Source organism: Pseudomonas sp. S2_F07 (assembly GCF_054668325.1).
This window is the reverse complement of the sequence record NZ_CP162758.1, coordinates 5,427,580-5,453,318: the sequence shown is the minus strand read 5'-3', so window position 1 is coordinate 5,453,318 and position 25,739 is coordinate 5,427,580. Positions and strand designations below refer to the sequence as shown.

27 protein-coding genes are annotated in these 25,739 nt (G+C 61.1%); 13 read left to right on the top strand and 14 right to left on the bottom strand.

What is annotated here, in order from left to right:
• Window positions 1-148: 148 nt before the first annotated feature.
• Together AB4O40_RS24730 and AB4O40_RS24725 are read left to right on the top strand one after the other, a co-directional pair.
• On the top strand, window positions 149-994 hold the full coding sequence (locus AB4O40_RS24730) for an AAA family ATPase (RefSeq protein WP_007911294.1): 846 nt from the start codon (window positions 149-151) through the stop codon (window positions 992-994).
• Window positions 995-1,006: 12 nt separating this feature from the next.
• The gene (locus tag AB4O40_RS24725) at window positions 1,007-2,185 is read left to right on the top strand and encodes a vWA domain-containing protein (RefSeq protein ID WP_056721361.1); all 1,179 of its coding nucleotides are present in this window, start codon (window positions 1,007-1,009) and stop codon (window positions 2,183-2,185) included.
• 117 nt (window positions 2,186-2,302) lie between these two features.
• On the opposite strand, the gene AB4O40_RS24720 is transcribed toward AB4O40_RS24725, so the two are convergent.
• The 4 genes from AB4O40_RS24720 to AB4O40_RS24705 form a co-directional block, all read right to left on the bottom strand.
• Window positions 2,303-3,229 carry a 5-oxoprolinase subunit C family protein gene (locus AB4O40_RS24720; protein WP_223541611.1) on the bottom strand — a complete coding sequence of 309 codons (927 nt, stop codon included), beginning with the start codon at window positions 3,227-3,229 and terminating at the stop codon, window positions 2,303-2,305.
• Window positions 3,226-3,930 (bottom strand): 5-oxoprolinase subunit B family protein, encoded by a 705-nt coding sequence (locus AB4O40_RS24715; protein WP_056721357.1) that lies wholly within the window; start codon window positions 3,928-3,930, stop codon window positions 3,226-3,228. The genes AB4O40_RS24720 and AB4O40_RS24715 overlap by 4 nt, the downstream gene beginning before the upstream one ends.
• Window positions 3,927-4,679: a 5-oxoprolinase subunit PxpA gene (locus AB4O40_RS24710; RefSeq protein ID WP_056721355.1), complete on the bottom strand. Its 753-nt coding sequence runs from the start codon at window positions 4,677-4,679 to the stop codon at window positions 3,927-3,929. The genes AB4O40_RS24715 and AB4O40_RS24710 overlap by 4 nt, the downstream gene beginning before the upstream one ends.
• A 73-nt stretch (window positions 4,680-4,752) precedes the next feature.
• Complete coding sequence (locus AB4O40_RS24705) at window positions 4,753-6,039, bottom strand: MFS transporter (protein ID WP_056721353.1); 1,287 nt, start codon at window positions 6,037-6,039, stop codon at window positions 4,753-4,755.
• A gap of 146 nt (window positions 6,040-6,185) precedes the next feature.
• On the opposite strand from AB4O40_RS24705, the gene AB4O40_RS24700 reads away from it, so the two are divergent.
• The 4 genes from AB4O40_RS24700 to AB4O40_RS24685 all read left to right on the top strand — a co-directional run bounded on the left by AB4O40_RS24700 (window position 6,186) and on the right by AB4O40_RS24685 (window position 12,478).
• Window positions 6,186-7,115, top strand: a complete 930-nt coding sequence (locus tag AB4O40_RS24700) for a LysR family transcriptional regulator (protein WP_056721351.1) — start codon at window positions 6,186-6,188, stop codon at window positions 7,113-7,115.
• Between the two features lie 113 nt (window positions 7,116-7,228).
• Window positions 7,229-9,151 (top strand): IucA/IucC family protein, encoded by a 1,923-nt coding sequence (locus AB4O40_RS24695; protein ID WP_460057602.1) that lies wholly within the window; start codon window positions 7,229-7,231, stop codon window positions 9,149-9,151.
• On the top strand, window positions 9,141-10,352 hold the full coding sequence (locus AB4O40_RS24690; protein ID WP_056721347.1) for an MFS transporter: 1,212 nt from the start codon (window positions 9,141-9,143) through the stop codon (window positions 10,350-10,352). The genes AB4O40_RS24695 and AB4O40_RS24690 overlap by 11 nt, the downstream gene beginning before the upstream one ends.
• Before the next feature lie 14 nt (window positions 10,353-10,366).
• Window positions 10,367-12,478: a TonB-dependent receptor gene (locus AB4O40_RS24685; RefSeq protein WP_056721345.1), complete on the top strand. Its 2,112-nt coding sequence runs from the start codon at window positions 10,367-10,369 to the stop codon at window positions 12,476-12,478.
• A 44-nt stretch (window positions 12,479-12,522) separates the two neighbouring features.
• Here AB4O40_RS24685 and AB4O40_RS24680 read toward each other — a convergent pair whose 3' ends face one another.
• Genes AB4O40_RS24680 through AB4O40_RS24670 form a run of 3 tightly spaced genes read right to left on the bottom strand, consistent with a single transcriptional unit; the run spans window position 12,523 to window position 14,383 of the window.
• Window positions 12,523-13,065 (bottom strand): DUF2937 family protein, encoded by a 543-nt coding sequence (locus AB4O40_RS24680; protein ID WP_056721343.1) that lies wholly within the window; start codon window positions 13,063-13,065, stop codon window positions 12,523-12,525.
• A gap of 11 nt (window positions 13,066-13,076) precedes the next feature.
• Window positions 13,077-13,853, bottom strand: coding sequence for a class II glutamine amidotransferase (locus AB4O40_RS24675; protein ID WP_056721341.1), 777 nt, complete (start codon window positions 13,851-13,853; stop codon window positions 13,077-13,079).
• Window positions 13,854-13,885: 32 nt separating this feature from the next.
• Window positions 13,886-14,383, bottom strand: coding sequence for an MFS transporter (locus AB4O40_RS24670; RefSeq protein ID WP_460057607.1), 498 nt, complete (start codon window positions 14,381-14,383; stop codon window positions 13,886-13,888).
• 125 nt (window positions 14,384-14,508) lie between these two features.
• Here AB4O40_RS24670 and AB4O40_RS24665 point away from each other — a divergent pair, with 125 nt between their 5' ends.
• Window positions 14,509-16,563 (top strand): S9 family peptidase, encoded by a 2,055-nt coding sequence (locus AB4O40_RS24665; RefSeq protein ID WP_460057610.1) that lies wholly within the window; start codon window positions 14,509-14,511, stop codon window positions 16,561-16,563.
• Between the two features lie 118 nt (window positions 16,564-16,681).
• On the top strand, window positions 16,682-17,155 hold the full coding sequence (locus AB4O40_RS24660) for a cyclic nucleotide-binding domain-containing protein (protein WP_056721336.1): 474 nt from the start codon (window positions 16,682-16,684) through the stop codon (window positions 17,153-17,155).
• Here the strand turns inward: AB4O40_RS24660 and AB4O40_RS24655 are convergent.
• A complete protein-coding gene (locus AB4O40_RS24655; RefSeq protein ID WP_056721335.1) occupies window positions 17,152-17,442 on the bottom strand; it encodes a hypothetical protein in 291 nt (96 codons plus the stop codon). The genes AB4O40_RS24660 and AB4O40_RS24655 overlap by 4 nt on opposite strands.
• Before the next feature lie 95 nt (window positions 17,443-17,537).
• Between AB4O40_RS24655 and AB4O40_RS24650 the strand changes: the two genes are divergently transcribed.
• The 4 genes from AB4O40_RS24650 (at window position 17,538) to AB4O40_RS24635 (ending at window position 19,771) form a co-directional block, all read left to right on the top strand.
• A complete protein-coding gene (locus tag AB4O40_RS24650) occupies window positions 17,538-18,224 on the top strand; it encodes a spermidine synthase (RefSeq protein ID WP_056721332.1) in 687 nt (228 codons plus the stop codon).
• A gap of 50 nt (window positions 18,225-18,274) precedes the next feature.
• Complete coding sequence (locus tag AB4O40_RS24645; protein WP_007898702.1) at window positions 18,275-18,646, top strand: YajD family HNH nuclease; 372 nt, start codon at window positions 18,275-18,277, stop codon at window positions 18,644-18,646.
• 197 nt (window positions 18,647-18,843) lie between these two features.
• On the top strand, window positions 18,844-19,314 hold the full coding sequence (locus AB4O40_RS24640; protein ID WP_007993783.1) for an RNA methyltransferase: 471 nt from the start codon (window positions 18,844-18,846) through the stop codon (window positions 19,312-19,314).
• Window positions 19,315-19,393: 79 nt separating this feature from the next.
• On the top strand, window positions 19,394-19,771 hold the full coding sequence (locus AB4O40_RS24635; protein WP_056721330.1) for a YgaP family membrane protein: 378 nt from the start codon (window positions 19,394-19,396) through the stop codon (window positions 19,769-19,771).
• A 142-nt stretch (window positions 19,772-19,913) separates the two neighbouring features.
• Here the strand turns inward: AB4O40_RS24635 and AB4O40_RS24630 are convergent, their stop codons facing one another.
• Together AB4O40_RS24630 and AB4O40_RS24625 are read right to left on the bottom strand one after the other, a co-directional pair.
• Entirely contained in the window at window positions 19,914-21,143 is a 1,230-nt protein-coding gene (locus AB4O40_RS24630) for a hypothetical protein (RefSeq protein ID WP_056721327.1), read from the bottom strand.
• 35 nt (window positions 21,144-21,178) lie between these two features.
• Window positions 21,179-21,628 (bottom strand): YcgN family cysteine cluster protein, encoded by a 450-nt coding sequence (locus AB4O40_RS24625; protein ID WP_056721325.1) that lies wholly within the window; start codon window positions 21,626-21,628, stop codon window positions 21,179-21,181.
• 164 nt (window positions 21,629-21,792) lie between these two features.
• Between AB4O40_RS24625 and AB4O40_RS24620 the strand changes: the two genes are divergently transcribed.
• Window positions 21,793-22,386, top strand: coding sequence for a nitroreductase family protein (locus AB4O40_RS24620; RefSeq protein WP_056721323.1), 594 nt, complete (start codon window positions 21,793-21,795; stop codon window positions 22,384-22,386).
• A gap of 91 nt (window positions 22,387-22,477) precedes the next feature.
• On the opposite strand, the gene AB4O40_RS24615 is transcribed toward AB4O40_RS24620, so the two are convergent.
• From AB4O40_RS24615 to AB4O40_RS24600, 4 genes are all read right to left on the bottom strand, one after another.
• Window positions 22,478-23,410, bottom strand: a complete 933-nt coding sequence (locus AB4O40_RS24615) for a D-2-hydroxyacid dehydrogenase (RefSeq protein ID WP_056721321.1) — start codon at window positions 23,408-23,410, stop codon at window positions 22,478-22,480.
• 121 nt (window positions 23,411-23,531) lie between these two features.
• On the bottom strand, window positions 23,532-23,825 hold the full coding sequence (locus AB4O40_RS24610) for a YcgL domain-containing protein (RefSeq protein ID WP_056721318.1): 294 nt from the start codon (window positions 23,823-23,825) through the stop codon (window positions 23,532-23,534).
• Window positions 23,822-24,955, bottom strand: coding sequence for a ribonuclease D (rnd, locus tag AB4O40_RS24605; protein ID WP_056721316.1), 1,134 nt, complete (start codon window positions 24,953-24,955; stop codon window positions 23,822-23,824). The genes AB4O40_RS24610 and rnd overlap by 4 nt, the downstream gene beginning before the upstream one ends.
• A gap of 123 nt (window positions 24,956-25,078) precedes the next feature.
• Window positions 25,079-25,729, bottom strand: a complete 651-nt coding sequence (locus AB4O40_RS24600; protein ID WP_056721314.1) for a class I SAM-dependent methyltransferase — start codon at window positions 25,727-25,729, stop codon at window positions 25,079-25,081.
• Window positions 25,730-25,739: the final 10 nt, after the last annotated feature.

Here is a 25,739-nt window from a genome sequence, read left to right as displayed (position 1 = left end):
GAGTCAAGATGTGACGCCCCATTCAGAGACTGAATAAGCCGTCTGCGTTCACAGTCGACCGGGCAGCGCGTTATAGTCAGGGCTGACCATTTTATTGCGCCCCCGCCCTGCCTCGTTCAGGTCGGCGTTACCGTTCGAGGATTAGCAGATGAAGTTCGAAGGCACCCAGGCCTACGTCGCCACCGATGACCTGAAGCTGGCGGTCAACGCCGCCATCACCCTGGAGCGGCCATTGCTGGTCAAGGGCGAACCGGGCACCGGCAAGACCATGCTCGCCGAGCAACTGGCCGAATCCTTTGGCGCCAAGCTGATCACCTGGCATATCAAGTCCACCACCAAGGCCCACCAGGGCCTGTACGAGTACGACGCGGTCAGCCGCCTGCGCGACTCGCAACTGGGCAACGAAAAAGTCCACGACGTACGCAACTACCTGAAAAAGGGCAAGCTCTGGGAAGCCTTCGAATCCGAAGAGCGGGTGATCCTGCTGATCGACGAAATCGACAAGGCCGACATCGAGTTCCCCAACGACTTGCTGCAAGAACTCGACAAGATGGAGTTCTACGTTTACGAGATCGACGAAACCATCAAGGCCAAGAAACGTCCGATCATCATCATTACCTCCAACAACGAAAAAGAGCTGCCCGACGCCTTCCTGCGCCGCTGCTTCTTCCACTACATCGCTTTCCCCGACCGCACCACCCTGCAAAAGATCGTCGATGTGCACTACCCGGACATCAAGAAAGACCTGGTCAGCGAAGCGCTGGACGTGTTCTTCGACGTGCGCAAGGTGCCGGGCCTGAAGAAGAAACCTTCGACCTCCGAGCTCGTGGACTGGCTCAAGCTGCTGATGGCCGACAACATCGGCGAAGCGGTGCTGCGCGAGCGCGATCCGACCAAGGCTATCCCGCCGCTGGCCGGTGCGCTGGTCAAGAACGAACAGGACGTGCAACTGCTGGAGCGTCTGGCGTTCATGAGCCGTCGCGGCACCCGCTAAGAGGCTGATGCCATGCTGCTCAACCTGTTCAATGAAATGCGCGCAGCCAAGGTGCCGGTCTCGGTGCGCGAGCTGCTGGACCTGATCAACGCGCTGAAACAGCGCGTGACCTTCGCCGACATGGACGAGTTCTATTACCTGTCCCGGGCGATCCTGGTGAAGGACGAACGGCATTTCGACAAGTTCGACCGGGCCTTCGGCGCCTACTTCAATGGCCTGGAAAAGCTCGACGACCACCTGCAGGCACTGATCCCGGAAGACTGGCTGCGCAAGGAATTCGAGCGTTCGCTGACCGACGAAGAGCGGGCGGCAATCCAGTCCCTCGGTGGCCTGGACAAGCTGATCGAAGAGTTCAAGAAACGCCTCGAAGAACAGAAGGAACGCCACGCCGGTGGCAACAAGTGGATTGGCACCGGTGGCACCAGCCCGTTCGGCTCCGGCGGTTTCAACCCGGAAGGCATTCGGGTCGGTGATGCCGGCAAACGCCAGGGCAAGGCGGCCAAGGTCTGGGACCAGCGCGAATACAAGAACCTCGACGACTCGGTTGAGCTGGGTACGCGCAACATCAAGGTCGCGCTGCGTCGCTTGCGCAAATTCGCCCGTCAGGGCGCGGCGGAAGAACTCGATATCGATGGCACCATCGACCACACCGCCAAGGATGCCGGCCTGCTGAACATCCAGATGCGACCGGAGCGGCGCAATACCGTCAAGCTATTGCTGCTGTTCGACATCGGCGGCTCGATGGACGCCCATGTGAAGATTTGCGAGGAGCTGTTCTCGGCCTGCAAGACCGAGTTCAAGCATCTGGAGTACTTCTACTTCCACAATTTCATTTATGAATCGGTGTGGAAGAACAACATGCGCCGCACCTCCGAGCGCACGTCAACCATGGACCTGCTGCACAAGTACGGTGCCGACTACAAAGTGATCTTCATCGGTGACGCCGCCATGGCGCCGTATGAAATCACCCAGGCGGGCGGCAGCGTCGAGCACTGGAACGAAGAAGCCGGTTACGTGTGGATGCAGCGGTTCAAGGAGAAGTACAAGAAGCTCATCTGGATCAACCCGTATCCGAAGGACACCTGGGGCTATACCTCGTCGACCAATATCGTGCGGGATTTGATCGAGGACCAGATGTATCCGTTGACTCTTCGTGGGTTGGAGGAAGGGATGCGGTTTTTGTCCAAGTAGAAATTCGTCGCCTGTGAAGGCCTCTTCGCGAGCAAGCCCGCTCCCACATTGGTTTTGTGCACGACACAGATAAAATGTGGGAGCGGGCTTGCTCCGGGCGGCGATCCGACGAAGCTTTTAGCGGTGAGTGAAACGCTGCAAGTACTCGACCTGTTCGCGATGCGCCATTTCCTGCACCACCGGCCGCAACCGCACCTTCGCCCCCGGCAAACACTGCGCCAGCCTCGCCAGCGCCAACGGCGTCAACGCTCCCAATCGCGGATAACCGCCAATGGTCTGTCGATCGTTGAGCAACACAATCGGCTGCCCGTCGGGCGGCACCTGGACTGCCCCCAACGGAATACCTTCGGAAATCATCGGTTGGCCCTGGTACTGCAGCGCCGTGCCCAACAGGCGAATGCCCATCCGGTCGGCTCGGCTGTCGACGCTCCACACGCTGTTGAACGCATCGAACAGGCTCTGCCCGCCAAACTCGCCAATCTGCGCACCGAGCACCAGATCCAGCAATGGCTCACCGGTGAAATCCGGCACCCATTGGCCCGGCAACTCCCGGAGCAATACCAGCGAGTTCCCCGAGTAGCTCAAGGACGCGCCTTTACCCAGCGCATGGCCCATTCCGTCCAGGCCGCCGAGTTCCTCACGCACCACCGTCGCGCTGCTGCCCAGCACTTTCGGTGCATCAAACCCACCCGGCGCCGCCAGATAGGCCCGGGCACCGAGTAGCGGCCGGGTGAATTGCAAACGCTGACCTTTGTGCAACCTGAAACTGCGCCAAGGCGCCAGCGCCTCGCCATCCACCTGCGCACCCAAATCCGCTCCGGCCAGCGCCAGTACGCAATCATCCTCGGCAACGACGGTGAACCCGCCGAGGGTGATTTCGATCACCGACGCATCCAGTCCGTTGCCCAACAGCCAGTTGGCCCAAGACATCGAACGCCAATCGGCCGCTCCGCCCTGGGTCACGCCCAGATGCCGCACGCCGAATCGGCCGGCATCCTGCAACAGGCACAGCGCCGTACTCGCTTCAATCATCAGACGGCTCATGCCTGGGCCTCCAGTGGCGTATCGTCACCGCCCAGGTTAATGAATTCGGCATGGCCGACCGCTTCGAACCTTACGGTGTCACCGGGTTGCATCAAGCTGTAGCCGTCACGGTTGCGATCGAACAATTTGGTCGGCGTGCGGCCGATCAAATTCCAGCCCCCCGGCGACACCACCGGGTAGGCCGCCGTTTGTCGTTCGGCGATGCCGACACTGCCGGCGGCGACTTTCTTGCGTGGCGTGTTCAGACGCGGCGCGGCGAGCACCTCCTCCACCAACCCCATGAAGGCGAAGCCCGGCGCAAAGCCCAGGGCAAACACCTGGTACTCACGCTCGCAGTGACGACGGATCACCTCCTCCACCGCCAATCCGCTGCGTTGCGACAACAGGCTCAGCTCCGGCCCGACACTCAAGTCGTACCACACCGGCAATACATGGCAGGTACCGCGCGTACGCGCATTGGGCGACAGATCGATCAGTGCCAGGGCAATCAACTCGCGGGCCTGGGCGGGACTCAGTGCGTTCAAGTCGTAATGCACCATCAAGGTGGTGTAGGACGGCACCAGATCGATCAGATGCCCGGCGAATGCCGCGCGCAGACTTTCACTGGCCGCCAGCATCCACGGCATGTTGGTTTCGGCAATTTCATCGAACAGGCGCACCATCAGGCAATCCAGCGCCACAACCTCTACCCGCAGCTTCATGACGCGCTCTGCCGGTTCAAGGCTTCACGGATACGTTGCACGGCAGCGACCGAACTGGCGTTGTCGCCGTGCACGCACAAGGTATTGGCCTGCAAATGCAGGGCACTGCCGTCGCTGGCGGTGAGCGGATCGCCACGGGCGATGGTCAGTGCCTGCCCGATGATTGTTTCCGGGTCGTGATGCACCGCTCCCGGCAGTTGTCGTGACACCAGCCTGCCGGCGCTGTCATAAGCACGGTCGGCAAAGGCCTCGAACCACAGGGTCACGCCGTATTCATCGCCCAGTTGTTGGGCGGCGCTGTTGTCGCGGGTGGCCATCAACATCAACGGCAGGTTGCGGTCATAGGACGCTACCGCTTGCAGCACAGCGCGCAGCAGTGTCGGGTTGGCCATCATGTCGTTGTACATCGCGCCATGGGGTTTGACGTAGCTGACCCGCCCGCCCTGGGCCCGGCAGATACCGTCGAGGGCGCCGATCTGGTAATGCAGGATGTCTTGAAGTTCCTGGGTGGCATAGGCCATGGAGCGACGGCCGAACCCCACCAGGTCCTGATAGGCCGGATGCGCACCAACTTGCACACCGTGGCCGAGGGCCAGGCTGACAGTCTTGCGCATGATGCTCGGGTCGCCGGCGTGAAAACCGCAGGCGATGTTGGCGCAATCGATGAAGGGCATGATTTCCGCGTCCAGACCCATGGTCCAGCTGCCGAAACTCTCGCCGATGTCGCAGTTCAATAGCAGGCGGCTCACACTGAACACTCCTGTAGGCTTTATTCTTTTCAGCTGAGGGACATATCTATAAGACAGCCCCGCAGGTTATCAGTTACTGGGCGTCGAGTTGCTTGCCACGGGTTTCTGGCAGGCTCAGGGCCGCGAGGATCACCACGCCGTAGGAAACCGCCGCAAAGGCACCGATGCCTACACTCAGTGGCACGGTCTGGCTGAGCAGGCCGATCAGCAGCGGAAACAACGCCGCCAGCGCCCGGCCGATGTTGTAGCAGAAACCCTGGCCCGAACCGCGAATGCGTGTAGGGAACAACTCGGTCAGGAATGCGCCCATGCCGCTGAAAATCCCCGAGGCGAAGAAGCCCAGCGGAAAGCCCAGCCACAGCATCACGCCATTGCTGACCGGCAGTTGGGTGTACAGCAAGACAATGGTGAACGAGCCCACGGCGAACAGGATGAAGTTCTTTTTGCGTCCGAGGATGTCGGTCAAATAGGCGCTGATGACATAACCGACGTAGGACCCGACGATCACCATTGCCAGATAACCGCCTGTGCCGAGTACGCTCAAACCGCGCTCGTTTTTCAGGAAAGTCGGCAACCAGGACGTGATCGCGTAGTAGCCACCCAGCGCGCCGGTGGTCAGCAACGAAGCGCGAATCGTGGTGAACAGCATGCCGGGGGCGAAGATCTCGTAGAACTTCGACGGATTGCTCGGCTCCTGTTTAGCCTTGGCCTCACGGTAGATTTCCGGGTCTTTCACCAGTCGGCGAACGAAGATCACGAAAATCGCCGGCACGATGCCAAGGATGAACAGCGCGCGCCAGGCGTCTTCCGGTGGCAATACCGAGAACAGTAGCGCATATAGAATCGCGGTCAGCCCCCAACCCAGCGCCCAGCCGGACTGCACCATGCCCACCGCCTTGCCACGGTCCTGGGCACGAATCACTTCGCCGATCAGCACCGCTCCGGCCGTCCACTCGCCGCCGAAACCGAATCCCATCAACGTGCGGGCAATCAGCAGTTGCTCGTAGCTCTGGGCAAAGCCGCAGAGGAAGGTGAAGAAGGCAAACCACAGCACGGTCAGTTGCAAGGTGCGCACACGACCGATGCGGTCGGACAGAATCCCCGCCACCCAGCCACCGATGGCCGAAGCGATCAGCGTGCTGGTGTGAATCAGCCCGGCCTGGCCGGTGGTGATGCCCCACATGGCAATCAGGGTCGGCACCACGAAGCTGAGCATCTGGGTGTCCATGCCGTCCAGGCCATAGCCGATCTTGCAGCTCCAGAAGGTGCGGCGTTCCTGCTGATTGATGTTGCGATACCAGTCGAAAGGTCCCGGGCGGGCCGAGGCTTTCGGAATGAAGGGGGTGTCGGGCGCACTCATGGCAAATCTCCGCGCTGATTTTATTGGTATTGTTCTGAGCCCCGACGACGCCTATCGTGGGAACCGGATGCGCCGATTTTTGGACGCGTGCCCCTGCTGCGTCCAACTAATAAAAACCCGCCTTAGACATAAGAAATCTTTATCCCATGAACCTGAAGTTTCTCGAGACCTTTGTCTGGGTCGCCCGACTCAAGAGTTTTCGCCTGACCGCCGACAAGCTCTTCACCACCCAGGCCTCGATTTCCAGCCGCATCGCAGTGCTTGAAGGCGAGCTCGGGGTAAAGCTGTTTCTGCGGGATTCACGCGGCGTAAGCCTGACGCCCGAAGGCCTCAAGGTGCTCGATTACGCCGAGCAGATGATGGACACCATGCAGGCACTCAAGCAGTCGATCGAGACCCGCTCGAGCAAGGCCGGACGGGTGCGCATCGGCGTGATGGACACAGTGATCCACACCTGGCTCAGCCCGCTGGTGGCGCAGATGACCGATCACTACCCACTGGTGGAAATCGAGCTGGTGGCCGATACCTCGCTCAACCTCTGCGATCAGCTGCAAAAAGGCTTCCTCGATGTGATCCTGCAAACCGACCTGCTGCGCCAGGAAAGCGTGCGCAGCCTGGAACTGGCGAGCCACCCGATGGGCTGGATTGCCGCCAGCAACTCCCTGTACAACCGTGAGTATTCAGGCGTCGCCGATCTGGCGAAAGAGCGGATCATTACCTACTCGAAAAACTCTCACCCGCATCAGCAAGTGCTCGCCCTGATGCAGGCCAATGGCGTGACGGCGCCACGGCTGAATTGTGTGAACTCGGTGTCGGCGATTACCCGGCTGCTGCGCGACGGCTTTGGCATCGGCGCGTTGCCTCCGGTGCTGGTGGCCGAAGAGCTGGCACGGGGTGAACTGACCCTGCTGGACATCGATCAGCGACCACCCGACCTGCAGGTGGTGGTGTCGTGGCGAGTGGGCGTGGAATGGGTCGAGGAGATTGTGACGTTGTGTCAGCAAGTGCTGGAGGAATATGCGCGAAAGGTGGGAGAGCGCTACATGGTCTTGAGCAAACCCCTGGCCAGCCCCTGAAAAGGCGACCCCTAATGTCATAAGTAGTAATTGCTATCATTTGCATTAATATTTTGAAAATGTATTCTCTGCGCGCACTTAGCTAAATCACTGTCCAGAAGGAGTCGGACTCGATGCGCGCTTACACGCAAAAACAGCAGCAATTGCTCTCAAACTGGAGCGAAGCTCTCGGCACTCCGGCCTTCCAGTCCCAACGCATCACCCTCGACCATTTGAGCAATGCCCTGGAGCCCGCCGCGCAGCGCAGCTTCCAACGCCTGATCCAGGCGCTGTTTCGCGAAGGCCTGATCAACCCTGACGCCTGCGAATACGACGACAACAGCCGTTGCTGGTTGCCGCTTGGCGACGGTGCGCGGCTTTGCTTCGATCACCTGTCGAGCGGAAGAATGAACAGTTGGGACGTTCGCGGCAGCATCGTCCTGCACACCCCCGACAGCCTGCCCCACAAAATCCAGTTGCCCAGCGAACTGCTCGCTCACCTCGGCACTCAGCTCAACCCGCCCGCCTCCCCGCAGGTACTGGAACGTCTGGCCCGCGAACTGGACGATAGCTACAGCAACGACACCCTGTGCCTGGCGTTCCACCATGGATGGACCGAGCGCCTGAGAGAGCAGATCGACACCGAGCACGACGACAACTTACTCGCTTGGCTCAAAGCCAGCCCCGACCATCAGAACCCGACGTCATTGCTCGAACAGTGGGGCACGCTCGGCCACCCCTGGCATCCGAACTACAAGACCAAACTGGGCTTGAGCGCTGCACAGGTCATCGCGTTCTCGCCGGAATTCGAAGCGAGTTTTCCGATTCTGCTGTGCGCCCTGCACCGTCAGTACGCACACGTCGAGTCACTGGCCGGCACCGCCGATTACTGGGACTGGTGGCAGGGCCACTTCCCGCAGGCCGCTGAACAATTGCAGCACCATTTGCAGCAACGGGGCCTGGAGGCAGCGGACTATCTCCCGCTGCCGTCGCACCCATGGCAAGTCAATCAAGAACTGTCCAATTCGTTTGCCGGCGAGATCGCCGACAACCTGCTGATCGTCACCGACATCGTTGCCTTCACCGGCCACCCGACCATGTCCTTCCGCACGGTCGTACCTGAGGCCAGCCGCGTTGCGCCGATGGTCAAACTGCCGGTGGCCTTGCGACTGACCAGCGTACAGCGCACCGTATCGCCGCGCTCGGCCCGGATGGGACCGCGCATCAGCCAACTGATATTGCAGATTCTCGATCATGAACCGCAGATTCAACGCCTGTTGAACATCGTGCCGGAGCGCATCGGCGTTCATTACGCGCCACAACCGGCCAATGACGAACGGTCCCGGCATGCCGCCGTGTTGTACCGCGACAACCCGCTGACCCTGCTGCAAGAAGGCGAACTGGCCGTGCCGGTCGGCAGCCTGTTCGCCGTCAACGAATTCGAACAACCGTTGCTGCGTGACTGGGTGCAACTGGCTCAGGGCCGTGACGACAGCGAGGCCATGCTGGCGTTCTTCGATGATTACCTGTCGATTGCCGTCCCGAGCCTGCTGGGCATCTACCTGATGTATGGCGTGGCGTTCGAAGCGCACCAGCAAAACAGCTTCATGGTGATGGGTGCTGACGGGCAGTTGAATCGGCTGCTGCTGCGAGACTTCGGCGACATTCGCATTGATCGCAAAACCCTGCACGCCAAGGGTCTGGATATCCAGCTGCACGATCCGAAAATGACCCTGTTCGACGACGCCGGTTTTGTCCGCGACAAGCTCCTGCACACCACGTTCATGTGCCACCTCGGTGAGTTGACGTTGCTCTGCGCCCGCCACTGGAATGTGCCGGAAAACAGCCTTTGGGATCGCTTGGCCATGCACGTTGAACAGTGCTTCGAGAACGTGCGCGAGCACGTCGAACCGGCGCGCTGGGAAAGCGAGCGTCACGCCCTGCTGGAACAGGATTGGCCGGCCAAATCGTTCATGCGCATGCGCTTGCACGACAGCCACGCCGACATCGTCGGACGCCTGAGTAATCCGCTGCGAACCAACGCCAATGCTCGCTGATGGTCGTGCATTACGACTGCTGATCGTCATCCAGTTTGTCTCCATGGGCGCCATGGAAATGAGCGGCCCGTTCTGGCCCTTGCAGATCCAGCATCTGCTTGGACCAGAGGGCGCCGGCTACACCGCACTGCTATCGGCGCTGGTGTATGCCGGCCCGATGCTGGCGGCCATGCTGCTGACGCCAGCGTGGGGACGGTTGGGTGATCGCACCGGACACAAGCCGATGATCGTTCGGGCGTTGCTGGCACTTGCGCTGTGCCAGGGGCTGGCGGCGATTACCCTCGACCCGTGGCTGCTGGTGGGCATTCGCGTGATGCAAGGCGCATTGGCCGGTTTTCTCGCCGCCGCGCAAGCCTATGCCCTGACCTGTTGCGACAGCTCCCGGCGCGGTCACACCCTGGCCCGCCTGCAGTCGGCAACCGCCGTCGGCTCGCTGATCGGCCCGGTACTGGGTGGCTGGCTGATGGACATCTCGGGGTTTGCCCTGCTCTGTTATGGCGCGTCGGCGATTTGCCTGGTGTGTGCACTGGGGAGCTTTTTCCTGCCGGCCGACAAGGCGCGTGCCTCGACGAAGAAACCGGTTGCGCCTGTGGCCCTGCCTAAAGGCTGGCTCAGTGGAATCCTGTTGGTGATCGTGTTGATTCAAACCGCGAAGATGATGCCGCAACCCTTCTACGCGCTGTACGTCGCCGACATTCTGCGCGCGCCAGGCTGGCTGATTGGCGCTACTTACGCGGCGAGCGCCGCGACCCTGGCCATCTCCGCACCGCTGTGGGGGCGTCTGTTCGACCGCTGGCAGCCGGCTTACACCTTGCGCGTCATCGAAGGCGTTGCCTGGCTCTGCGCCCTGACGCTCGCGGCCACGGCACTGGCCAGCGAATGGCTGGGTTTTCTCGTCAGCCGGTTGGTCTGGGGCATCTGGCAAGGCGCACTGCTCCCCGTCGCCTATGCGCTGATCGCCAACACCGTGTCTTCAAGCCAGCAGGGTTTTGCCCTCGGCCTGGGCAACAGCGCGGCCAAGGCTGGCGCTCTGCTCGGTGCCGTCCTCGGCGGGATCGGCATGGGGCTGGTCGGGCTGGCCCACAGTTTCTGGTTGGTAGCGTTGACCTACGCACTGGCCGCCATCGGGATCCGCTGGGTGCGCTCTTTCAGCTCCACACCTGCCCCCGCAATCGTATCTGCCCACACTTATCACGACTAAAAAAAGACCACCTCATGACCCGAACCAAACTTTCCCTGTTGATTCCGTTGCTCGGCTCCGTCGGCGCCCAGGCCTGGGCCGAAGACACCGACCAGCAACCCGGCACCTTAAACATGCAGGCCACCGTCGTTTCCGCGACGCGCAGTGAAGCGACCATTGCCTCGATTCCAGGCTCGGTCCAGGTGATCGACGAACAACAGATCCGCCAACAGAGTGGCGCCGGGCGTCGGGTCTCCGACATCCTGGGGCAACTGGTTCCCGGCCTGGCGCCGTCCAGCGGCGGGATGAGCAACTTCGGCCAGACCCTGCGCGGGCGCAACATGCTGGTGTTGATCGACGGCGTGTCGCAGAACGCCACGCGTGACAACTTCCGCCAGCTCAACAGCATCGCACCGGCCAGTATCGAACGTATCGAGGTGGTTTCCGGCGCCAGCAGCATTTATGGCGCCGGTGCTTCCGGCGGTATCATCAACATCATCACCAAGCGCAATCAGGGTCAGGACCTCGCCTACAGCAGTAAACTGGGCCTGACCACCGGCAACAACCTCAACAGCAAGGGTTTCGCCTACGAGGCCTTTCAGAGTGCGACCGGGCGCAAGGATGCCCTGGACTGGTATGTGTCCGCCGACCTGACCCAGCGCAACGATCAGTACGACGGCAACGGCAATCGCATCCCTCAGGACACGTCCCAGGGCAGCAACATGGACACCGACACCTATGACCTGCAAGGTCGTTTCGGTTACGAACTGGATGCCGACAAAAAACTCAGCCTGTCGCTGCAGGACTACAAGGACCAGCAGGACACCGGCTACACAAAAGACCCGAACAACCGGCAAGAGGCCGTGGCGGTCAAAGGACTGAAACTCGACGACCAGCCCTACACCCATAACCAGGCGGCCAACCTCAACTACACCGACAACGACTTCTACGGCCAGGGCCTGCAAGTGGAAAGCTACTGGCGCCGGGCCGACGCGCTGTTCTTTCCGGACCTGTCGCGGGGCAAGGCCGGGATCTCCGACAACAACAGCGTGCAGGATGTGTACGGCCTGCGTGCAGCCATCGACACGCCGTTGCCGGCCATCGGCAGCGCCACGGGCAACCTGGTCTGGGGCGCCGACTATGATCACGAACGGTCCCGCCAGCGCGGTGACCAATACACCCTCAATGGGCTGACCTACACCAAGACCGGCACCACTTACGAGTTGGGCCCGGATATCGAAACCACCACCAAGGCGCTGTTCGGGCAGATGTCCTGGGACATCGGAGACTGGACCTTGCGTGGCGGCGTGCGCCGCGAATGGATCGAAAGCGATGTCTCCGACAGCATCGCCTACGGTCAGATCGTCCAGACCGGCGTACGCGCCATCCTGCCCGGTGACACCCTCAAATACGATGCCACGCTCTATAACCTGGGCGCGGTCTATCACCTGAGTGAACATCAGGACGTCTTCGCCAATTACAGCCAGGGGTTTTCGCTGCCGGACATCCAGCGCTTCTTGCGTGACGTGAACAGCACCTTCGACATCCAGAGCCTCAACGCCCAGGCCATCAAGGTCGATAGCTACGAGCTGGGTTGGCGCGGTGACTGGGACCAGTGGCAGGCCGACGTCACCGTCTATGAAAACACCTCGGACGTGACTCAGTTCTACGATGCCAATGAACGTGTCTTGCGTCTGATCAACCAGAAGGAGCGGGTTCGCGGCATCGAAAACAGCCTGACCTACCGCGCTACCGATCACTGGTCGGTGGGTGGCACCTATGCCTGGGCCAAAGGCGAAACCCAGCAGAACGGCAAATGGATCGATCTGCCGGCGACACGCATTTCTCCGGCCAAGACCACGCTGTTCGTCGGCTACACCGAAGACGACTACTCCCTGCGTCTGCAAGGCATGCACCTGGCCAGTTACGACGCCGCCGCCAAGGACAACAACGGGCGCGACATCGAAGGCTATACGCTGGTGGACCTGCTCGGCTCCGTGGACTTGCCGGTCGGTCGCCTGGAAGGCGGGGTGTACAACCTGACCGACCGCACATACGTCAACCTGTTCGCCCAGGCCAACGCCAGAGCGCCCTACCCCAACGCCGAAGGGCGTACCTTGAGCATGACCTATTCGATAGATTGGTAATCAAACAAGGAGCCGGCTTGCCGGCTCCTTGACGCTCAAGGGTGTTACAAGCCGCGCAAATCCCGCTCTTCGATCGGCCGGCTCTGGCGCAGACGCTTACCGCCCAACACCACCCAGTCAATCAGCCGGAACAGGCACTCGATCCCGAACGACAGCAGCAACGCGCCGCTCATACCCCAGACCATCGCTTCGGGCGTCAACAGGATCTGGTAGCTGTAGCCATTCCAGGTTTCCTTGCGGATATCCGGATCGGCAGCCAGCATCACCTGCAGGAAGCGGATGTACCACGGGCCCTGCATCGCCTGGAATTGCTTGTCCAGCGCCAGTTGACGAGTCAGCAGGTTGCTCAGGCTGTCGGCGTCACTGCGAAATATCGGGTCTTCGCTCGCGCGGTAGTGGGCCACCAAGGCTTGCATGTCCCCCTTGAAGAACTGATTGGCGGTGTTCTGGAAGCCGCTCAGGCTGGTCTGCGCCTCGATCAGGTGCGCCTCGACCCGTTTGGCATAATCGCTGATGAAGCCCGGCACCTGGACACCGATCAACAGGCCCGCCGCGAACAACACCAGCCGTAGATAACTGAGCAACATGCAAGGAGTCCTTATTCGGTCTGGCCCTGGCTGACGCATTCGCCGCGTCGCCACAGGCTCCATTGACCCGGTTCGTAACGGGTCCAGGTTTCGTTTTCGGTCAGGGGTTCGGTGGCGATGACGGTCACCACATCGTTCGGCGTGGTTTCGGCCTGAAAATCGACGATCACGTCGACATCTTTCAAGCGCGCCGGGCCAAACGGTGCGCGACGGGTGATTTGTGCCAGCTTGGTCGAGCAATAGCAGAACAGCCAGTCGCCGTCGCTGAGCAGGCAGTTGAACACGCCTTTGCTGCGGTACTCGGCGCAAGCGGCCACCAAGTCAGGCAGCAAGGCTTCGACCTCGACCGGCTCGGGAAACGCCGCACGCACACGGTTGAGCAAATCACAGAAAGCCGCTTCGCTGTCGGTATCGCCGACCGGGCGATAGAAACTGGCCACTGGCTGGAAGTCCGCCAACTGGCCGTTATGGGCGAAACACCAATTGCGCCCCCACAGCTCACGAACGAACGGATGCGTGTTGGACAGGCAGACCTTGCCGACATTGGCCTGGCGGATGTGCCCGATCACCACTTCGCTCTTGATCGGATAGCGCTGCACCAGGTTCGCAACTTCCGACTCGCTGCTCGCAGCCGGGTCCTGGAACAGCCGCAGCCCACGGCCTTCATAGAAGGCGATGCCCCAGCCATCGCGGTGCGGGCCGGTACGCCCGCCGCGCTGCATCAGCCCGGTGAAGCTGAACACGATATCGGTCGGGACATTGGCGCTCATGCCCAATAACTCACACATGCTCGGACTCTCGCTCAATCGCAGGGGCAAGGTTACAGACGGGGTTCGACTCGCATCCGCTGAGGGCTGCTCGGCACAGGCGGACGACCGTAACGATCATCGCCGGCACCGCCAAACGGTTGATCGTCCTCGGGCTCGTCGGCACGGGCGGCGGCCTTGGTGGCGGCCTCACGTTCCTTGCGGGCGCTGGAGGCGCGTTCGATAGGGAAACGGATCGCCACCAGCACCAGATAGAGGCCGAACGCGATCATGCTGTACATGAACAGATCGGAAATCGCCCGCCAGGCGTTGTTGCCGACCTTGAACAGCAGGTCGAGTGCGGTAATGGCGACAGCCGGTGCGACTTTGTCCTTCACCGGGTCGATGATGGTCGGGCTGAACAGCAGCACGGCCATCGCCAGCCGCAGCGGCTCGCGCAGCCAACGCCACATCCAGCGGGTCAAGCGCATCCACACCAACAGGCAGCCCAAAGCGGCGAAGGCGTAGAGGCCCCAAGCGATCAGATAGTCGTTCTCGGTCATGGTGTCCATGGCAAGGCAGGCAAAGAGGCGCTTATGATAACGGCTTTTCGCCCGTCAGGCTGCATCAATGCCTGACTGTCGGGTGCTATCCAGGTTGCCAAGCCCCTATTCCGTACACTGTTCGAGAGCCCTTCATGCCCCTATCCGCCACCATTCACGACGCTCCGATTGCCCGCAAGGCTGAAGGCTCCGATCCGTATGCCTGGCTGCAAGAGCGCGACACCGAGGCAGTACTCGACTATCTGAAAGCCGAAAACAGCTATCAGGAGGCGCAAACCGCCGACCAGGCCGGATTGCGCGAAACCCTTTTCGAGGAAATCAAGGGGCGGATTCTCGAGACCGATCTGTCCCTGCCCTCGCCGTGGGGACCGTATCTTTACTACACCCGCACCACGGCGGGCGATGAGTACGCCCGGCACTACCGCTGCCCGCGCCCGGCCGATGACAGCCTGACCCTCGACGAAAGCCGCGAACAACTGCTGCTGGACCCCAACGAACTGGCCAAGGGCGGCTTCTTTTCCCTGGGTGCGTTCAGCATCAGCCCGGACCATCAGCGCCTGGCCTACAGCATCGACTCCACGGGCGATGAGATTTACACGCTGTTCGTGAAGGAATTGTCCGATGGTCGTGTCAGTGAACTGGAATTCCAGGACTGCGACGGCAGCATGACCTGGGCCAACGACAGCCTGACGCTGTTCTTCGGCGAGCTGGACGACACCCATCGTCCGCACAAGCTGTATCGCTATCGCCTGGACGGCACGGCGGCCGAAGAAGTGTTCCATGAGCCGGACGGGCGCTTCTTCATGCATTGCTATCGTTCAAGCTCCGAGCAGCAATTGCTGCTGTCCGTGGGCAGCAAGACCACCAGCGAAGCCTGGGTCCTCGACGCCAACCAGCCGCAGCACGCTTTTACCTGCATCGCGCCACGGGTCGAGGATCATGAGTACGACGTCGACCACGGCGTACAAGACGGCCAATGGACCTGGTTCATTCGCAGCAACCGTGACGGCATCAATTTCGCCTTGTACACCGCCGCCGATACCGGAGCCGCGCCCACCGAAGCCGACTGGCAGAACCTGATCCCCCACAGCGACACGGTGATGATCGACGGGATCAGCCTGAACACCGGGGCCATGACCCTGAGCCTGCGGGTTGGCGGCTTGCCGGTCATTGAAGTTCACCCACAAGGCCGGGCGCCATATCGCGTGCAACTGCCGGATGCGGCCTACAGCCTGCATGTGCAAAACAGCCTGGAGTTCGAAAGCGACCGTATTCGCCTGCGCTACGAAGCGTTGAACCGTCCGGCGCAAATCCGTCAGCTTGAACTGGCGACCGGCGAGCAGAAAGTCCTCAAGCAAACCCCGGTGCTCGGCCCGTTCGATGCCGACGCCTACATCAGCCAGCGCCTGTGGGCCACCGCGCCAGACGGCACGCAAGTGCCCATCAGCCTGGTGATCAAACGCGCAGACCTGGGCAAACCCGTGCCGCTGTACCTCTACGGTTATGGTGCTTACGGCGAAAGCCTCGACCCATGGTTTTCCCATGCGCGCCTGAGCCTGTTGGATCGCGGCATGGCGTTTGCCATTGCCCACGTACGTGGCGGCGGCGAACTGGGGGAAGCCTGGTATCGCGCCGGCAAGCAGGAGCACAAGCACAACACCTTCAGCGACTTTATCGCCTGCGCCGAACACCTGATCGCCCAAGGCTTCACCACTGCAGCGCAGTTGGCGATCAGTGGAGGCAGCGCCGGTGGCTTGCTGATCGGCGCGGTGCTCAACCAACGGCCGCAGCTGTTTGGCGCCGCCATCGCCGAAGTGCCGTTCGTCGACGTACTCAACACCATGCTCGATCCTGACCTGCCCTTGACCGTGACGGAGTACGACGAGTGGGGCAACCCTGAAGAACCGGACGTCCATGATCGGATCAAGGCCTACGCCCCGTACGAAAACGTCACCGCGCAAGCTTATCCGGCGACCCTGGTGATCGATGGCTACAACGACAGCCGCGTGCAGTACTGGGAAGCGGCCAAGTGGGTGGCGAAATTGCGCGCAACCAAGACCGACAGCAATCCCCTGCTGCTCAAGACTGAACTGGGTGCCGGGCATGGCGGGATGAGCGGTCGATACCAGGGATTGCGTGACGTAGCACTCGAATATGCATTTTTGTTCAAGGTTCTAGGCATTGCCTGAGGAACTTGGGCCGACGAACCGGTCTTAATTCCGCACAAGACAGGCCGATACACTGCATATCCCCATAAGAACGGCTCAACCCCGGAACAACAGACACTACAAAAAAGACCGTGACGACATGTCTGAACCAACCTTTCTGAACAACGAAATTCGCGACTGGCTGATGGATTGCGGCCTGTTCAATCAACTGCTGCCGGCGGACTTCGCCGCGGCTTCGGGCTATTTCAGTATCAGCACCATTGCCCAGGGCGAGGAGATTTTCCAGGAGGGTGATGCCGGCAGTTTCATGTGCATCATCCACACCGGTCAGGTGGCGGTGCAAAAAACCAACGCTGACGGGCAGCGAGTCACCATCGCCACGTTACGCAGCGGCCGCTCATTCGGTGAAATGGCCGTGCTGGATGGCGAACGGCGCTCGGCCAGTTGCGTGGCCGCGAGCAACTGCCAGTTGCTCAACCTGGGTAAGGACTCGCTGGAAAAGATGCTCAACGACGCACCGAAAATCGCCGCCAAAATCATCCGCGCCCTCGCCGTGTCCCTCTCCAAACGCTTGCGCATGGCCGACGGCCAACTGCTTTCGCAGCAGGTCTAGCCACCCGGTGACTTGGCTTTCGGCGGATTGGTCTCCAGGCCCGGCACGGGCTGGTCCTTGATCGGCGGGCTCGGCATCTCGATCGGCACCAACGGCGGACCGCTACTGCCGGGGCCGACTCTAGGCAAAGGCGCCGGGGTGATCTGCGGGTACGGTGTAGGCGTCGCGGTACCGGGCGAACCGGGCATCGGCGCGGGGCTGACGGGAATCGATTGCAGCTGTTGAGCCTGCACTGCAGTTATCGAGAGCGCGGCCAGGGCAATGACCGTTAGAATGGTGCGCTTCATCAATGGCTCCGTTGGCCTTGTCGTCATGAACAGGCTACTCCCAACTGCGTCTGTTTGCCCTCCCGAGTTCTGCCAATTTTCTTCAAGTGAGCCCCATGAAACGTTTCGTTCTGCTGGACACCACCCCCATCCCTGAAAACGGCGGCGCCCTGTGCCTGTTCGAATACGGCGAGGATTTTGTCATCAAGATCCAGGGCGGCGACGGCGGACAATTGATGAACACGCGCATGCACGGCTCCGAAGATGCCTTGGCCGAGATCCCGTGCCGCAAAGTCGCCGGCCGACCAGATTCACGAGTGCTCATCGGCGGCCTGGGCATGGGCTTCACCCTCGCTTCGGCGCTCAAGCATCTAGGCAAGACCGCCGAAGTGGTGGTCGCTGAATTAGTGCCTGGCGTCGTGGAATGGAATCGCGGGCCACTCGGCGAGAAAGCCGGAAACCCGCTTCAAGACCCGCGGACCGTTATTCGCATGGAGGACGTGGCCAAAGTCCTGCAGGCCGAGCCCCAAGGCTTCGATGCCATTATGCTCGATGTCGACAACGGCCCCGAAGGCCTGACCCAGAAAGCCAACAGCTGGCTGTACTCCGCCGGCGGCCTGAGCGCCTGCGCCAAGGCCCTGAGACCAAAAGGCGTGCTGGCCGTGTGGTCGGCCAGCGCTGACCGGCAATTTTCCGACAAACTGAAAAAAGCGGGTTTCAAGGCCGAGGAAGTACAGGTCTTCGCCCACGGCAACAAGGGCACCCGCCACACCATCTGGATTGCCGAGAAGCTCAAGGGCTAGGCTAAACTTCACCCTATAACCGTCATTAGTCTTTCTACAAAGGTGAACCCATGAGTTCGTCCACCCCGACCAACACTTCGAAGCTGGATCGCATCCTCGCCGACAACCAGCGCGACAAGGAAATGGGCTACCGCGACAAGGCCCTGAAGATGTACCCGCACGTCTGTGGCCGTTGCGCCCGTGAATTCTCCGGCAAGCGCCTGAGCGAACTGACCGTGCACCACCGCGACCACAACCACGACAACAACCCGCAGGACGGCTCGAACTGGGAGCTGTTGTGCCTGTACTGCCACGATAACGAGCACTCGCGTTATACCGACCAGCAGTATTTCGACGAAGGCTCGCTGAGCACGCCGAAAATCGCGAAGGCCACGCACAACCCGTTTGCGGCGTTGGCGGGGTTGATGAAGAAAGAAGACTGAAGTTCTTCGGTACCTGAACTGGCCTCCTCGCGAGCAAGCCCGCTCCCACATTGAATCGCGTCCGTCCGGACACCTCGGTCAACTGTGGGAGCGGGCTTGCTCGCGAAGACGGACGTCCACTCGCCACCAATCTCAAACCGAACACCCCCGCCCCAATCCCCGTATAATCGCGCTTTTTCCCCAAAGGCACCCCGCTCGTGGCAGACAAACGGTACAGCTGCATTGGTTTGTATAACCCCAAATCACCGGAGAACGTCGGTTCGGTGATGCGCGCCGCTGGCTGTTATGGCGTGGCGTCGGTGTTCTACACCGGCAAGCGCTATGAGCGCGCGGCCGACTTCGTCACCGATACCAAGCGCGTGCACTACGACATCCCGCTGATCGGCATCGACGACCTGAAGAAAATCCTGCCCCTCAACTGTGTGCCCGTCGCCGTGGAACTGGTCGAAGGCGCCCGCCCGTTGCCGGAATATACCCACCCGGATCGCGCGCTCTACATCTTCGGCCCGGAAGACGGATCGCTGGATAAAGAGATTCGCGACTGGTGCGAAGACGTGGTCTACATTCCGACCACCGGTTGCATGAACCTGGCCGCCACGGTCAACGTCGTGCTCTACGACCGCATGTCCAAGGGGCTCAATACCCGCTCCGGGCCAAAATTCCGCTAATCGCCGCACATCCGATTGAACGAGCTGCCCGCCCCGGCTGTCAGCTTGACTATCGATCCCTGAAGCCTGGAGACAGACCATGAGCGAACTCAAACGCGTCGAGCGTATCGAATCCACCCCGTTCCAGAGCCCTTCCGAGCAGAATGTGCAGGGCTGGGAGCGCATCGGTTCCCTGGCCGGTGGCGTGGTGATGGTGGGCAAGGGGCTGCGACGTGGCGGGATCTTCGGCCTGATCCAGGTAGCCATCGGCGGCGTGGCCCTGGCCCGTGGCATTACCGGCCACAGCTCGGCGAAAAGCCTGCTGGAAAAGGGCCGCCAGGACATGAACAACGTGCGGGCGAAAATCCAGCGGGCGGGGGAAGAACTGAGCCAGTTGAAGGCCAATGCCGAGGCGGCGACCAAAACCGCCACCGTTACCGGCAATGATTCGTTGAAGTCGCCCAAAGCCGGGGTTTGATCAGGCTTGTCCGGCCGGGCTGATGGCCCTATCGTCGGAACGCCGCCCGGAGCAAGCTCGCTCCCCCAGGATTATGTGGCGTTCACAACATTTGTGTTCACCTCCAATCACTGTGGGAGCGAGCTTGCTCGCGATGACGGACTCACTGAATCAACTCGGTATTCAGTACCTTTGAAGAACCACCGATCACGCTCTCGCTGAGCTGAACAAACGCCTGGGTATCGATAACCCCCTGCCGCATCGCCCCGCGCAGCACATCATCCAGCGACCGCTTGTTGTGGGTTTTCAGGCGAATCTCACGATCCAGCTCCTGCAGCAACACCACCGCCCTGGTCACCTGAACAGTAGTGATCTGATCTCCACGCAGCGTGGTGACTTTCTGGCTGCTCCCGACCAGTTTGCCGTGCAGGCTCTCGTAGCGCTCATCGCTCATGCCGCCGGCCCGGCGCATCAGTTCGATGGCGTAATACTCGGCAAAGCCTTCGCTGATCCAGTCACTGCGCTGGGTGCCTTTGATCCGCCCGAACATCTGGGCCAATTCGCGGACCAGGGCACTGGTGCCGCTTTCGCTGACCAATGGCAGACGGCTGTTGAGGTAGATCGACTCGTGCGCCGACTGGCTGCCGCGCCACATTGGGTCATTGGCCCCGACGATCAGCAGTTTGCCCGGGTGTCGCGGATACAGCGCCTGCACTTGCGGCCAGACGAAGGTCAGCAGCGTCAGCACATCCATACGGCGCATGCCCTGCCCCAGCGGCGAGGCGACGGTGACCTCGGTCTCGCCCAGACGGGTACGGCGGCTGCCGAGCTGGCCAGCGAGCATCCAGCCCGTGGGCCGGTCGAACAGTCGGGAGGGGTTGTCGATACGGAATTTATTCGGGCCGATTCGTGGCCACGCAGTTTCAATGCTTTTCCAGCCACCGGGCAGCTCGAACTCCAGGCGTGCAACCAGTTCGATGCCGTCCTGTTGATCGAGTCTGGCAGCCGGCACCAGATCGTCGCCGCGCATCAACGCCCAGTTTGGCGTCATGCGCGTGTCAAAGCTGCCGTTCTTGCGCCCGTGGCTGATGTTCACGCGGTAGGTCAGGCTGGCCTTGTCGGCAGCCGGATGCCACACACCGCGCGCCGCTTTGCCGGGGGTCATCTGCCATTGGCCGTCAGCCTTGAAATCGCTGTAGTGGCTGCCATCGCCGAGGTTGAAATCCAGGCTGCGTACCGCCGTGCCCTGGGCGAGCGTCAGGCGCACTTCGGCCTGATCGCTCTGGGGCAGCAGGTGCACGTGGTAATCCAGATTGACCTTGTTCGCAGCCCATACGGGCGAATTCACGGCCAGTAATCCAACGACCCACGCCTGCCGCCATCCCACAGCCATACACACTCCTTCGTGAAACGTTGAACCTCAGGCAGTCAGCCTGCGCGGAAAATCAGGTAATCTTCCCAGTCATCCTCCGGCACGCTGCCTTCGGCGAGCATGCGCCCGGACTGGGAAATCCGCTCGTGATGAACGGCATCGCGATCACCACACACAAGGTGATGCCACAACGGCAGGTCCTTGCCTTCACTGACCAGGCGATAGCCGCAGGTCGGCGGCAGCCATTTGAATTCGTCGGCCTTGCCCGGCGTGAGCTGGATACAGTCCGGCACGGAGTCACGACGGTTAGGATAGTCCTTGCACTGACAGGTTTTCAGATCCAGCAACTTGCAGGCGATGCGCGTGTAATAGACGCTGTTGTCGTCTTCGTCTTCAAGCTTTTGCAGGCAGCACAATCCACAGCCGTCGCACAGCGACTCCCATTCCTCCTGATCGAGTTGATCGAGGGTCTTGCGTATCCAGAACGGTTCTACTTTGGCGGCCATGGTTCGAGTATCGACATCAGGTGGTGAAAAGGCCGCCAGTCTAGTGCCCGTAGCCCCTTGGGCCAAGCATTGGCGACTGTCGGTAGAACGGGCTTGTCAGTTTTTGCGCCGCCAAGTAGGGTTTTGCGTTGCTCCCACTTTCAAACGTAGCCAGGAATCTCTTGATGAGTGCCAACCCACGCGTTGCCGATTACGCCATTCACCCTCAGTTCACCGAGCGCTGGTCGCCCCGTGCCTTCACTGGCGAAACGATTCCAGAGCAAACCCTGCTGAGCTTCTTCGAAGCCGCCCGCTGGGCACCCTCGGCCTACAACTCGCAACCCTGGCGTTTCCTTTACGCACGTCGCGACACGCCGAACTGGGAGCGTTACCTGGGCCTGCTGAACGAATTCAACCGCAGCTGGGCTCAACATGCGTCGGCCCTGGTGATCGTGATTTCGAAAACCACCTTCACCGCGCCTGGCGCCACCGAAGAAACCCCGGCCCTGTGGCACACCTTCGACACCGGTTCCGCCTGGGGCCACCTGGCCTTGCAAGCGAGCCTGAGCGGCTGGCACACCCACGGCATGGCCGGCTTCGACCAGGAGCTGACCCGCAAAGAGCTGAACATTCCTGAAGGCTACGCCCTGCACGCGGCCGTCGCGGTGGGCAAGCTGGGGGACAAGGCGAGCCTGGCGGATTACCTGCAAGCCCGTGAAGAGCCAAGCCCGCGTCGTCCGTTGAGTGAGTTGGCGGCTGAAGGTGACTTCACCCTCTAACAGCAAAAGATCGCAGCCTGCGGCAGCTCCTACAGGTGTACACATAACCCTGTAGGAGCTGCCGCAGGCTGCGATCTTTTTTCGTTGCGCCTTAGTACCCGCGATCGAAATCCACTTCCCCGCGCAATGCCTCTCCCGCCTGATACGCCCGCAGGTTTTCGACAAACAGCTTCACCATCATCGACGGCGAAGTCGGTGCCGAGCTGTGGCCGGTCAGCAACAGGCCCCAGGCCGTCCAGAACGGATGACGCTGGGGCAAGGGCTCCTGACGGCACACGTCGATCACTGCGCCCGCCAGATGACCTTCCTTCAAGGCTTCCACCAGATCCGCATCGACCACCGCCACACCGCGTCCGGCGTTGATGAACAACCCGGTCGGTTTGAATTGCTTGAACAGCGCCGCGTCGTAGATATCGTGGGTTTCCACGGTGTTCGGCAGCAAATTGACCACGTAATCGACTTCGCCGACCAGCCGCGGCAGATCCGCCAGTGAACCGACCTCGATAAACGGTGCCTGCTCCCGCGCCGTGCTGGCAACGCCATACAACTCGACGCCGAACGGCACGAGGAACTGCGCGACACTTTGACCGATATCACCGGTGCCGACGATCAACACCTTGCGTCCCGCCAGGCTCTGGACCTGGCGACTGTCCCACTTGCGCTCGACCTGGCTGACCAGTCGCGCCAGTACTTCACGTTCGTGACCAAGCATATACGTGAGCACGTACTCGGCCATGACCTGGCCGAAGATTCCGACCGCACGGGTCAGCCGATAGTCCCTCGGCAAACCATCGGCCAGCAGCGGCGTGATGCCGGCCCAGGTCGATTGCAGCCATTGCGGTTGATGGCCCTGGCGCAACAGGGTCGCCAGCAAATCAGGCTGGCCGAGCCACACCGGGCAATCGGCGGCCTGGCTGGCCAGTTCGGCGGAATCACCGCTGGTCAGCACCTCCAGATCCGGTGCCGCCTCGCGCAACAGTTGGGCGTACACGGGGTGGTCGTGTTCAGCAATCAGGACGCGCATGCTTCAAACCTTTCAAAAACGGTGCAGACGGCCGCCGACGGAGCAAGTGCTCCGCCGATGCTGCCAATCGCTAAAATCAATCAGTGTTTCATAACCACGCTGAACAGAGTCTGTCTGCCGCTCACATCGGATCGTTGCGACGCAACAACTCTTCCGGCAGGTGCTCGATATACTCGTCTTCGGCAGGTGGCATTTGCAGGTGATAGCCCTGTTTTTCGAGGTTATCCAGCACGACCGTGATGTCCTCGCGCGACAGTTTGCGCTCGGGGCTCAGCACCAGGTCGAACGCGTGGATGGCCTTGCCGAAGGCTGCCATCAGGGACTCCGGCACGCGCTCCAGAGCATCGCTCTTGAGCACATACAGGTACATTTCGTTTCTCTTCGAGCTGCGATAGATGGAACAAATACGTTTCAAGGCTGTTCTCCGGCGGTGGCCAGGCTGTCGAGCAGCGCCTGGCCCATCAATTCGCGGCGCCAGCCACGCAGCGAATCAGGCAATTGGTAGGGACCATTGGGGAAGCCACTTTTAAGCAGCGCTTCCAGGGTTTTCTTGCGCAGCATCAGTTCCGGCGCGATGTTCAGGCGCTCGGCTTCGGCCTGGCCTATGGCCTTCATTTGTTTGAGCAACGCAGCAGCATCCACCGGCAACGGCTCCGGCACGGCTGGCGGCCATTGATCAGGCGACACACTGCCAGAGCGCTTGATCAGATCAAGCAGAAACTCGCCGTCCTGACGCACGGTACGCGGGTGCATGTCTTCGATTTTCGCCAGGGCGCCGAGGTTATCCGGTTGCGTACGCGCCAGCGGCCACAACGAATGCTCGCGGATAATCCGGTTGCGCGGCAGATCGCGGACCCGGGCTTCCTTTTCGCGCCAGGCGCAGAGCTCACGCAAAACGGCGAGTTGGGCGCGGGACAGCTTCCAGGCCAGCTTGGCATCGCGATAGACCTCATACGGGTCGATCTCGCGGCGCAGGTTGGCCACCAGTTCGGCGCCGTCTTCCAGGACCCAGGCGTATTTCTCGTCAGACAACTTTGGACGCAGCTTTACGAAAACTTCAGCCAAATGCACGGCGTCTTCGGCGGCATAGCTGATCTGGGTTTCGGAAAGCGGACGTTGCAGCCAGTCGGAACGGGTTTCACCCTTGGGCAGGTCGATGCCGAGCACCTCCTGCACCAATCGCGAATAGCCCATGGAAAAACCGAGGTTCAGGTAAGCGGCAGCCAGCTGCGTATCGAACAGCGGCGCCGGCAGGCTGCCGGTCAGGCGTAGCAGGACTTCGAGGTCTTCGCTGCACGCGTGGACAACCTTGAGCACCGCCGGGTTTTCCAGCAACGCGGCCAATGGCTGCCAGTTGTCGATGGTCAGCGGGTCGATCAGATAGGCGCGAACGCCATCACCGATCTGCAGCAGGCCGGCGATTGGGTAGAAGGTGTCGACCCGCATGAATTCGGTGTCGAGGGCAACGAATGGCAACTGCTGCCACTCGGCGCACAACCGTCCGAGGCTATCGTTGTCGCGAATCCAGTGAATATCGATGGCCACACGGCTCTCCCTTGAAGAATGGCGCGCAGTATATATCGCCCCCGGCGATTTCCGCGCATCCACTGAACAAGAGCGTTAGCGAAAATTACTGCGTGACATAAAGAATAGTCCTACAAAGCCGAGCTAGCTGGTCTTACCCAGCACGTAGACCCGCATGCGCGCGCATCCGGGGAAAAAGTCCTGATGGCTGAGCAAACGGAAACCCGCCTGCCTGAACTCGCTTTCCACCTCGGTCTTGCTCGGTAACGGCCCTTCCACACCCGAACGCGCGCCCTTGAAAAGACCGTCGAGGCGCACCGCGACAATCACCGTATCGCGACTGACCCGGTAAAACTCGCCCAGCATCGCCAGACGATGTTGCGGGTTATGGAGGTGCTGGAACAGTTGCATGCAAAAAATGCAGTCAACCGCGTTCTCCGACAAGCCAATCGAGAACGCGGAGCTTTGGAAGGTCTTGACCCGCTTCAACAGGCTCTGCGAATGATGTGTCCGGGCATGATCGAGGATGTCCTGGGACGGATCCGTCGCGAGGATCACCCGATTCGCGTGCTCGGCCAGCACTGGCCAAAAACGCCCCACACCACAAGCCACATCAAGGATCAAGCCAGGCTCGCCAGCGACCTTGAGTGCATTGTGCACCAGGCGCTCCTCACGCCAGAGCGCCAGACGGCCGCCCAGATCCGGTGCTTGCGGCCGGAGGCAGACGCGCGCGTGCTCCTGGTCGTAGCGCCGGGCGATCTCAAGCTCGATGGCGGATGGGGGCTGAGCGGACATGTGCAATGGC

Excerpts from the sequence above, each read along its gene's own strand:
- AB4O40_RS24695 (WP_460057602.1), top strand. The coding sequence starts at position 7,229 with ATGCGCGCTTACACGCAAAAACAGCAGCAATTGCTCTCAAACTGGAGC.
- AB4O40_RS24660 (WP_056721336.1), top strand. The coding sequence starts at position 16,682 with ATGTCTGAACCAACCTTTCTGAACAACGAAATTCGCGACTGGCTGATG.
- AB4O40_RS24625 (WP_056721325.1), bottom strand. The coding sequence starts at position 21,628 with ATGGCCGCCAAAGTAGAACCGTTCTGGATACGCAAGACCCTCGATCAA.
- AB4O40_RS24680 (WP_056721343.1), bottom strand. The coding sequence starts at position 13,065 with ATGTTGCTCAGTTATCTACGGCTGGTGTTGTTCGCGGCGGGCCTGTTG.
- AB4O40_RS24715 (WP_056721357.1), bottom strand. The coding sequence starts at position 3,930 with ATGAAGCTGCGGGTAGAGGTTGTGGCGCTGGATTGCCTGATGGTGCGC.
- AB4O40_RS24630 (WP_056721327.1), bottom strand. The coding sequence starts at position 21,143 with ATGGCTGTGGGATGGCGGCAGGCGTGGGTCGTTGGATTACTGGCCGTG.
- AB4O40_RS24635 (WP_056721330.1), top strand. The coding sequence starts at position 19,394 with ATGAGCGAACTCAAACGCGTCGAGCGTATCGAATCCACCCCGTTCCAG.
- AB4O40_RS24675 (WP_056721341.1), bottom strand. The coding sequence starts at position 13,853 with ATGTGTGAGTTATTGGGCATGAGCGCCAATGTCCCGACCGATATCGTG.
- AB4O40_RS24615 (WP_056721321.1), bottom strand. The coding sequence starts at position 23,410 with ATGCGCGTCCTGATTGCTGAACACGACCACCCCGTGTACGCCCAACTG.
- AB4O40_RS24665 (WP_460057610.1), top strand. The coding sequence starts at position 14,509 with ATGCCCCTATCCGCCACCATTCACGACGCTCCGATTGCCCGCAAGGCT.
- AB4O40_RS24670 (WP_460057607.1), bottom strand. The coding sequence starts at position 14,383 with ATGGACACCATGACCGAGAACGACTATCTGATCGCTTGGGGCCTCTAC.
- AB4O40_RS24705 (WP_056721353.1), bottom strand. The coding sequence starts at position 6,039 with ATGAGTGCGCCCGACACCCCCTTCATTCCGAAAGCCTCGGCCCGCCCG.
- AB4O40_RS24600 (WP_056721314.1), bottom strand. The coding sequence starts at position 25,729 with ATGTCCGCTCAGCCCCCATCCGCCATCGAGCTTGAGATCGCCCGGCGC.
- AB4O40_RS24725 (WP_056721361.1), top strand. The coding sequence starts at position 1,007 with ATGCTGCTCAACCTGTTCAATGAAATGCGCGCAGCCAAGGTGCCGGTC.
- AB4O40_RS24645 (WP_007898702.1), top strand. The coding sequence starts at position 18,275 with ATGAGTTCGTCCACCCCGACCAACACTTCGAAGCTGGATCGCATCCTC.
- AB4O40_RS24730 (WP_007911294.1), top strand. The coding sequence starts at position 149 with ATGAAGTTCGAAGGCACCCAGGCCTACGTCGCCACCGATGACCTGAAG.
- AB4O40_RS24720 (WP_223541611.1), bottom strand. The coding sequence starts at position 3,229 with ATGAGCCGTCTGATGATTGAAGCGAGTACGGCGCTGTGCCTGTTGCAG.
- AB4O40_RS24690 (WP_056721347.1), top strand. The coding sequence starts at position 9,141 with ATGCTCGCTGATGGTCGTGCATTACGACTGCTGATCGTCATCCAGTTT.
- AB4O40_RS24655 (WP_056721335.1), bottom strand. The coding sequence starts at position 17,442 with ATGAAGCGCACCATTCTAACGGTCATTGCCCTGGCCGCGCTCTCGATA.
- AB4O40_RS24700 (WP_056721351.1), top strand. The coding sequence starts at position 6,186 with ATGAACCTGAAGTTTCTCGAGACCTTTGTCTGGGTCGCCCGACTCAAG.
- AB4O40_RS24650 (WP_056721332.1), top strand. The coding sequence starts at position 17,538 with ATGAAACGTTTCGTTCTGCTGGACACCACCCCCATCCCTGAAAACGGC.
- AB4O40_RS24685 (WP_056721345.1), top strand. The coding sequence starts at position 10,367 with ATGACCCGAACCAAACTTTCCCTGTTGATTCCGTTGCTCGGCTCCGTC.
- AB4O40_RS24620 (WP_056721323.1), top strand. The coding sequence starts at position 21,793 with ATGAGTGCCAACCCACGCGTTGCCGATTACGCCATTCACCCTCAGTTC.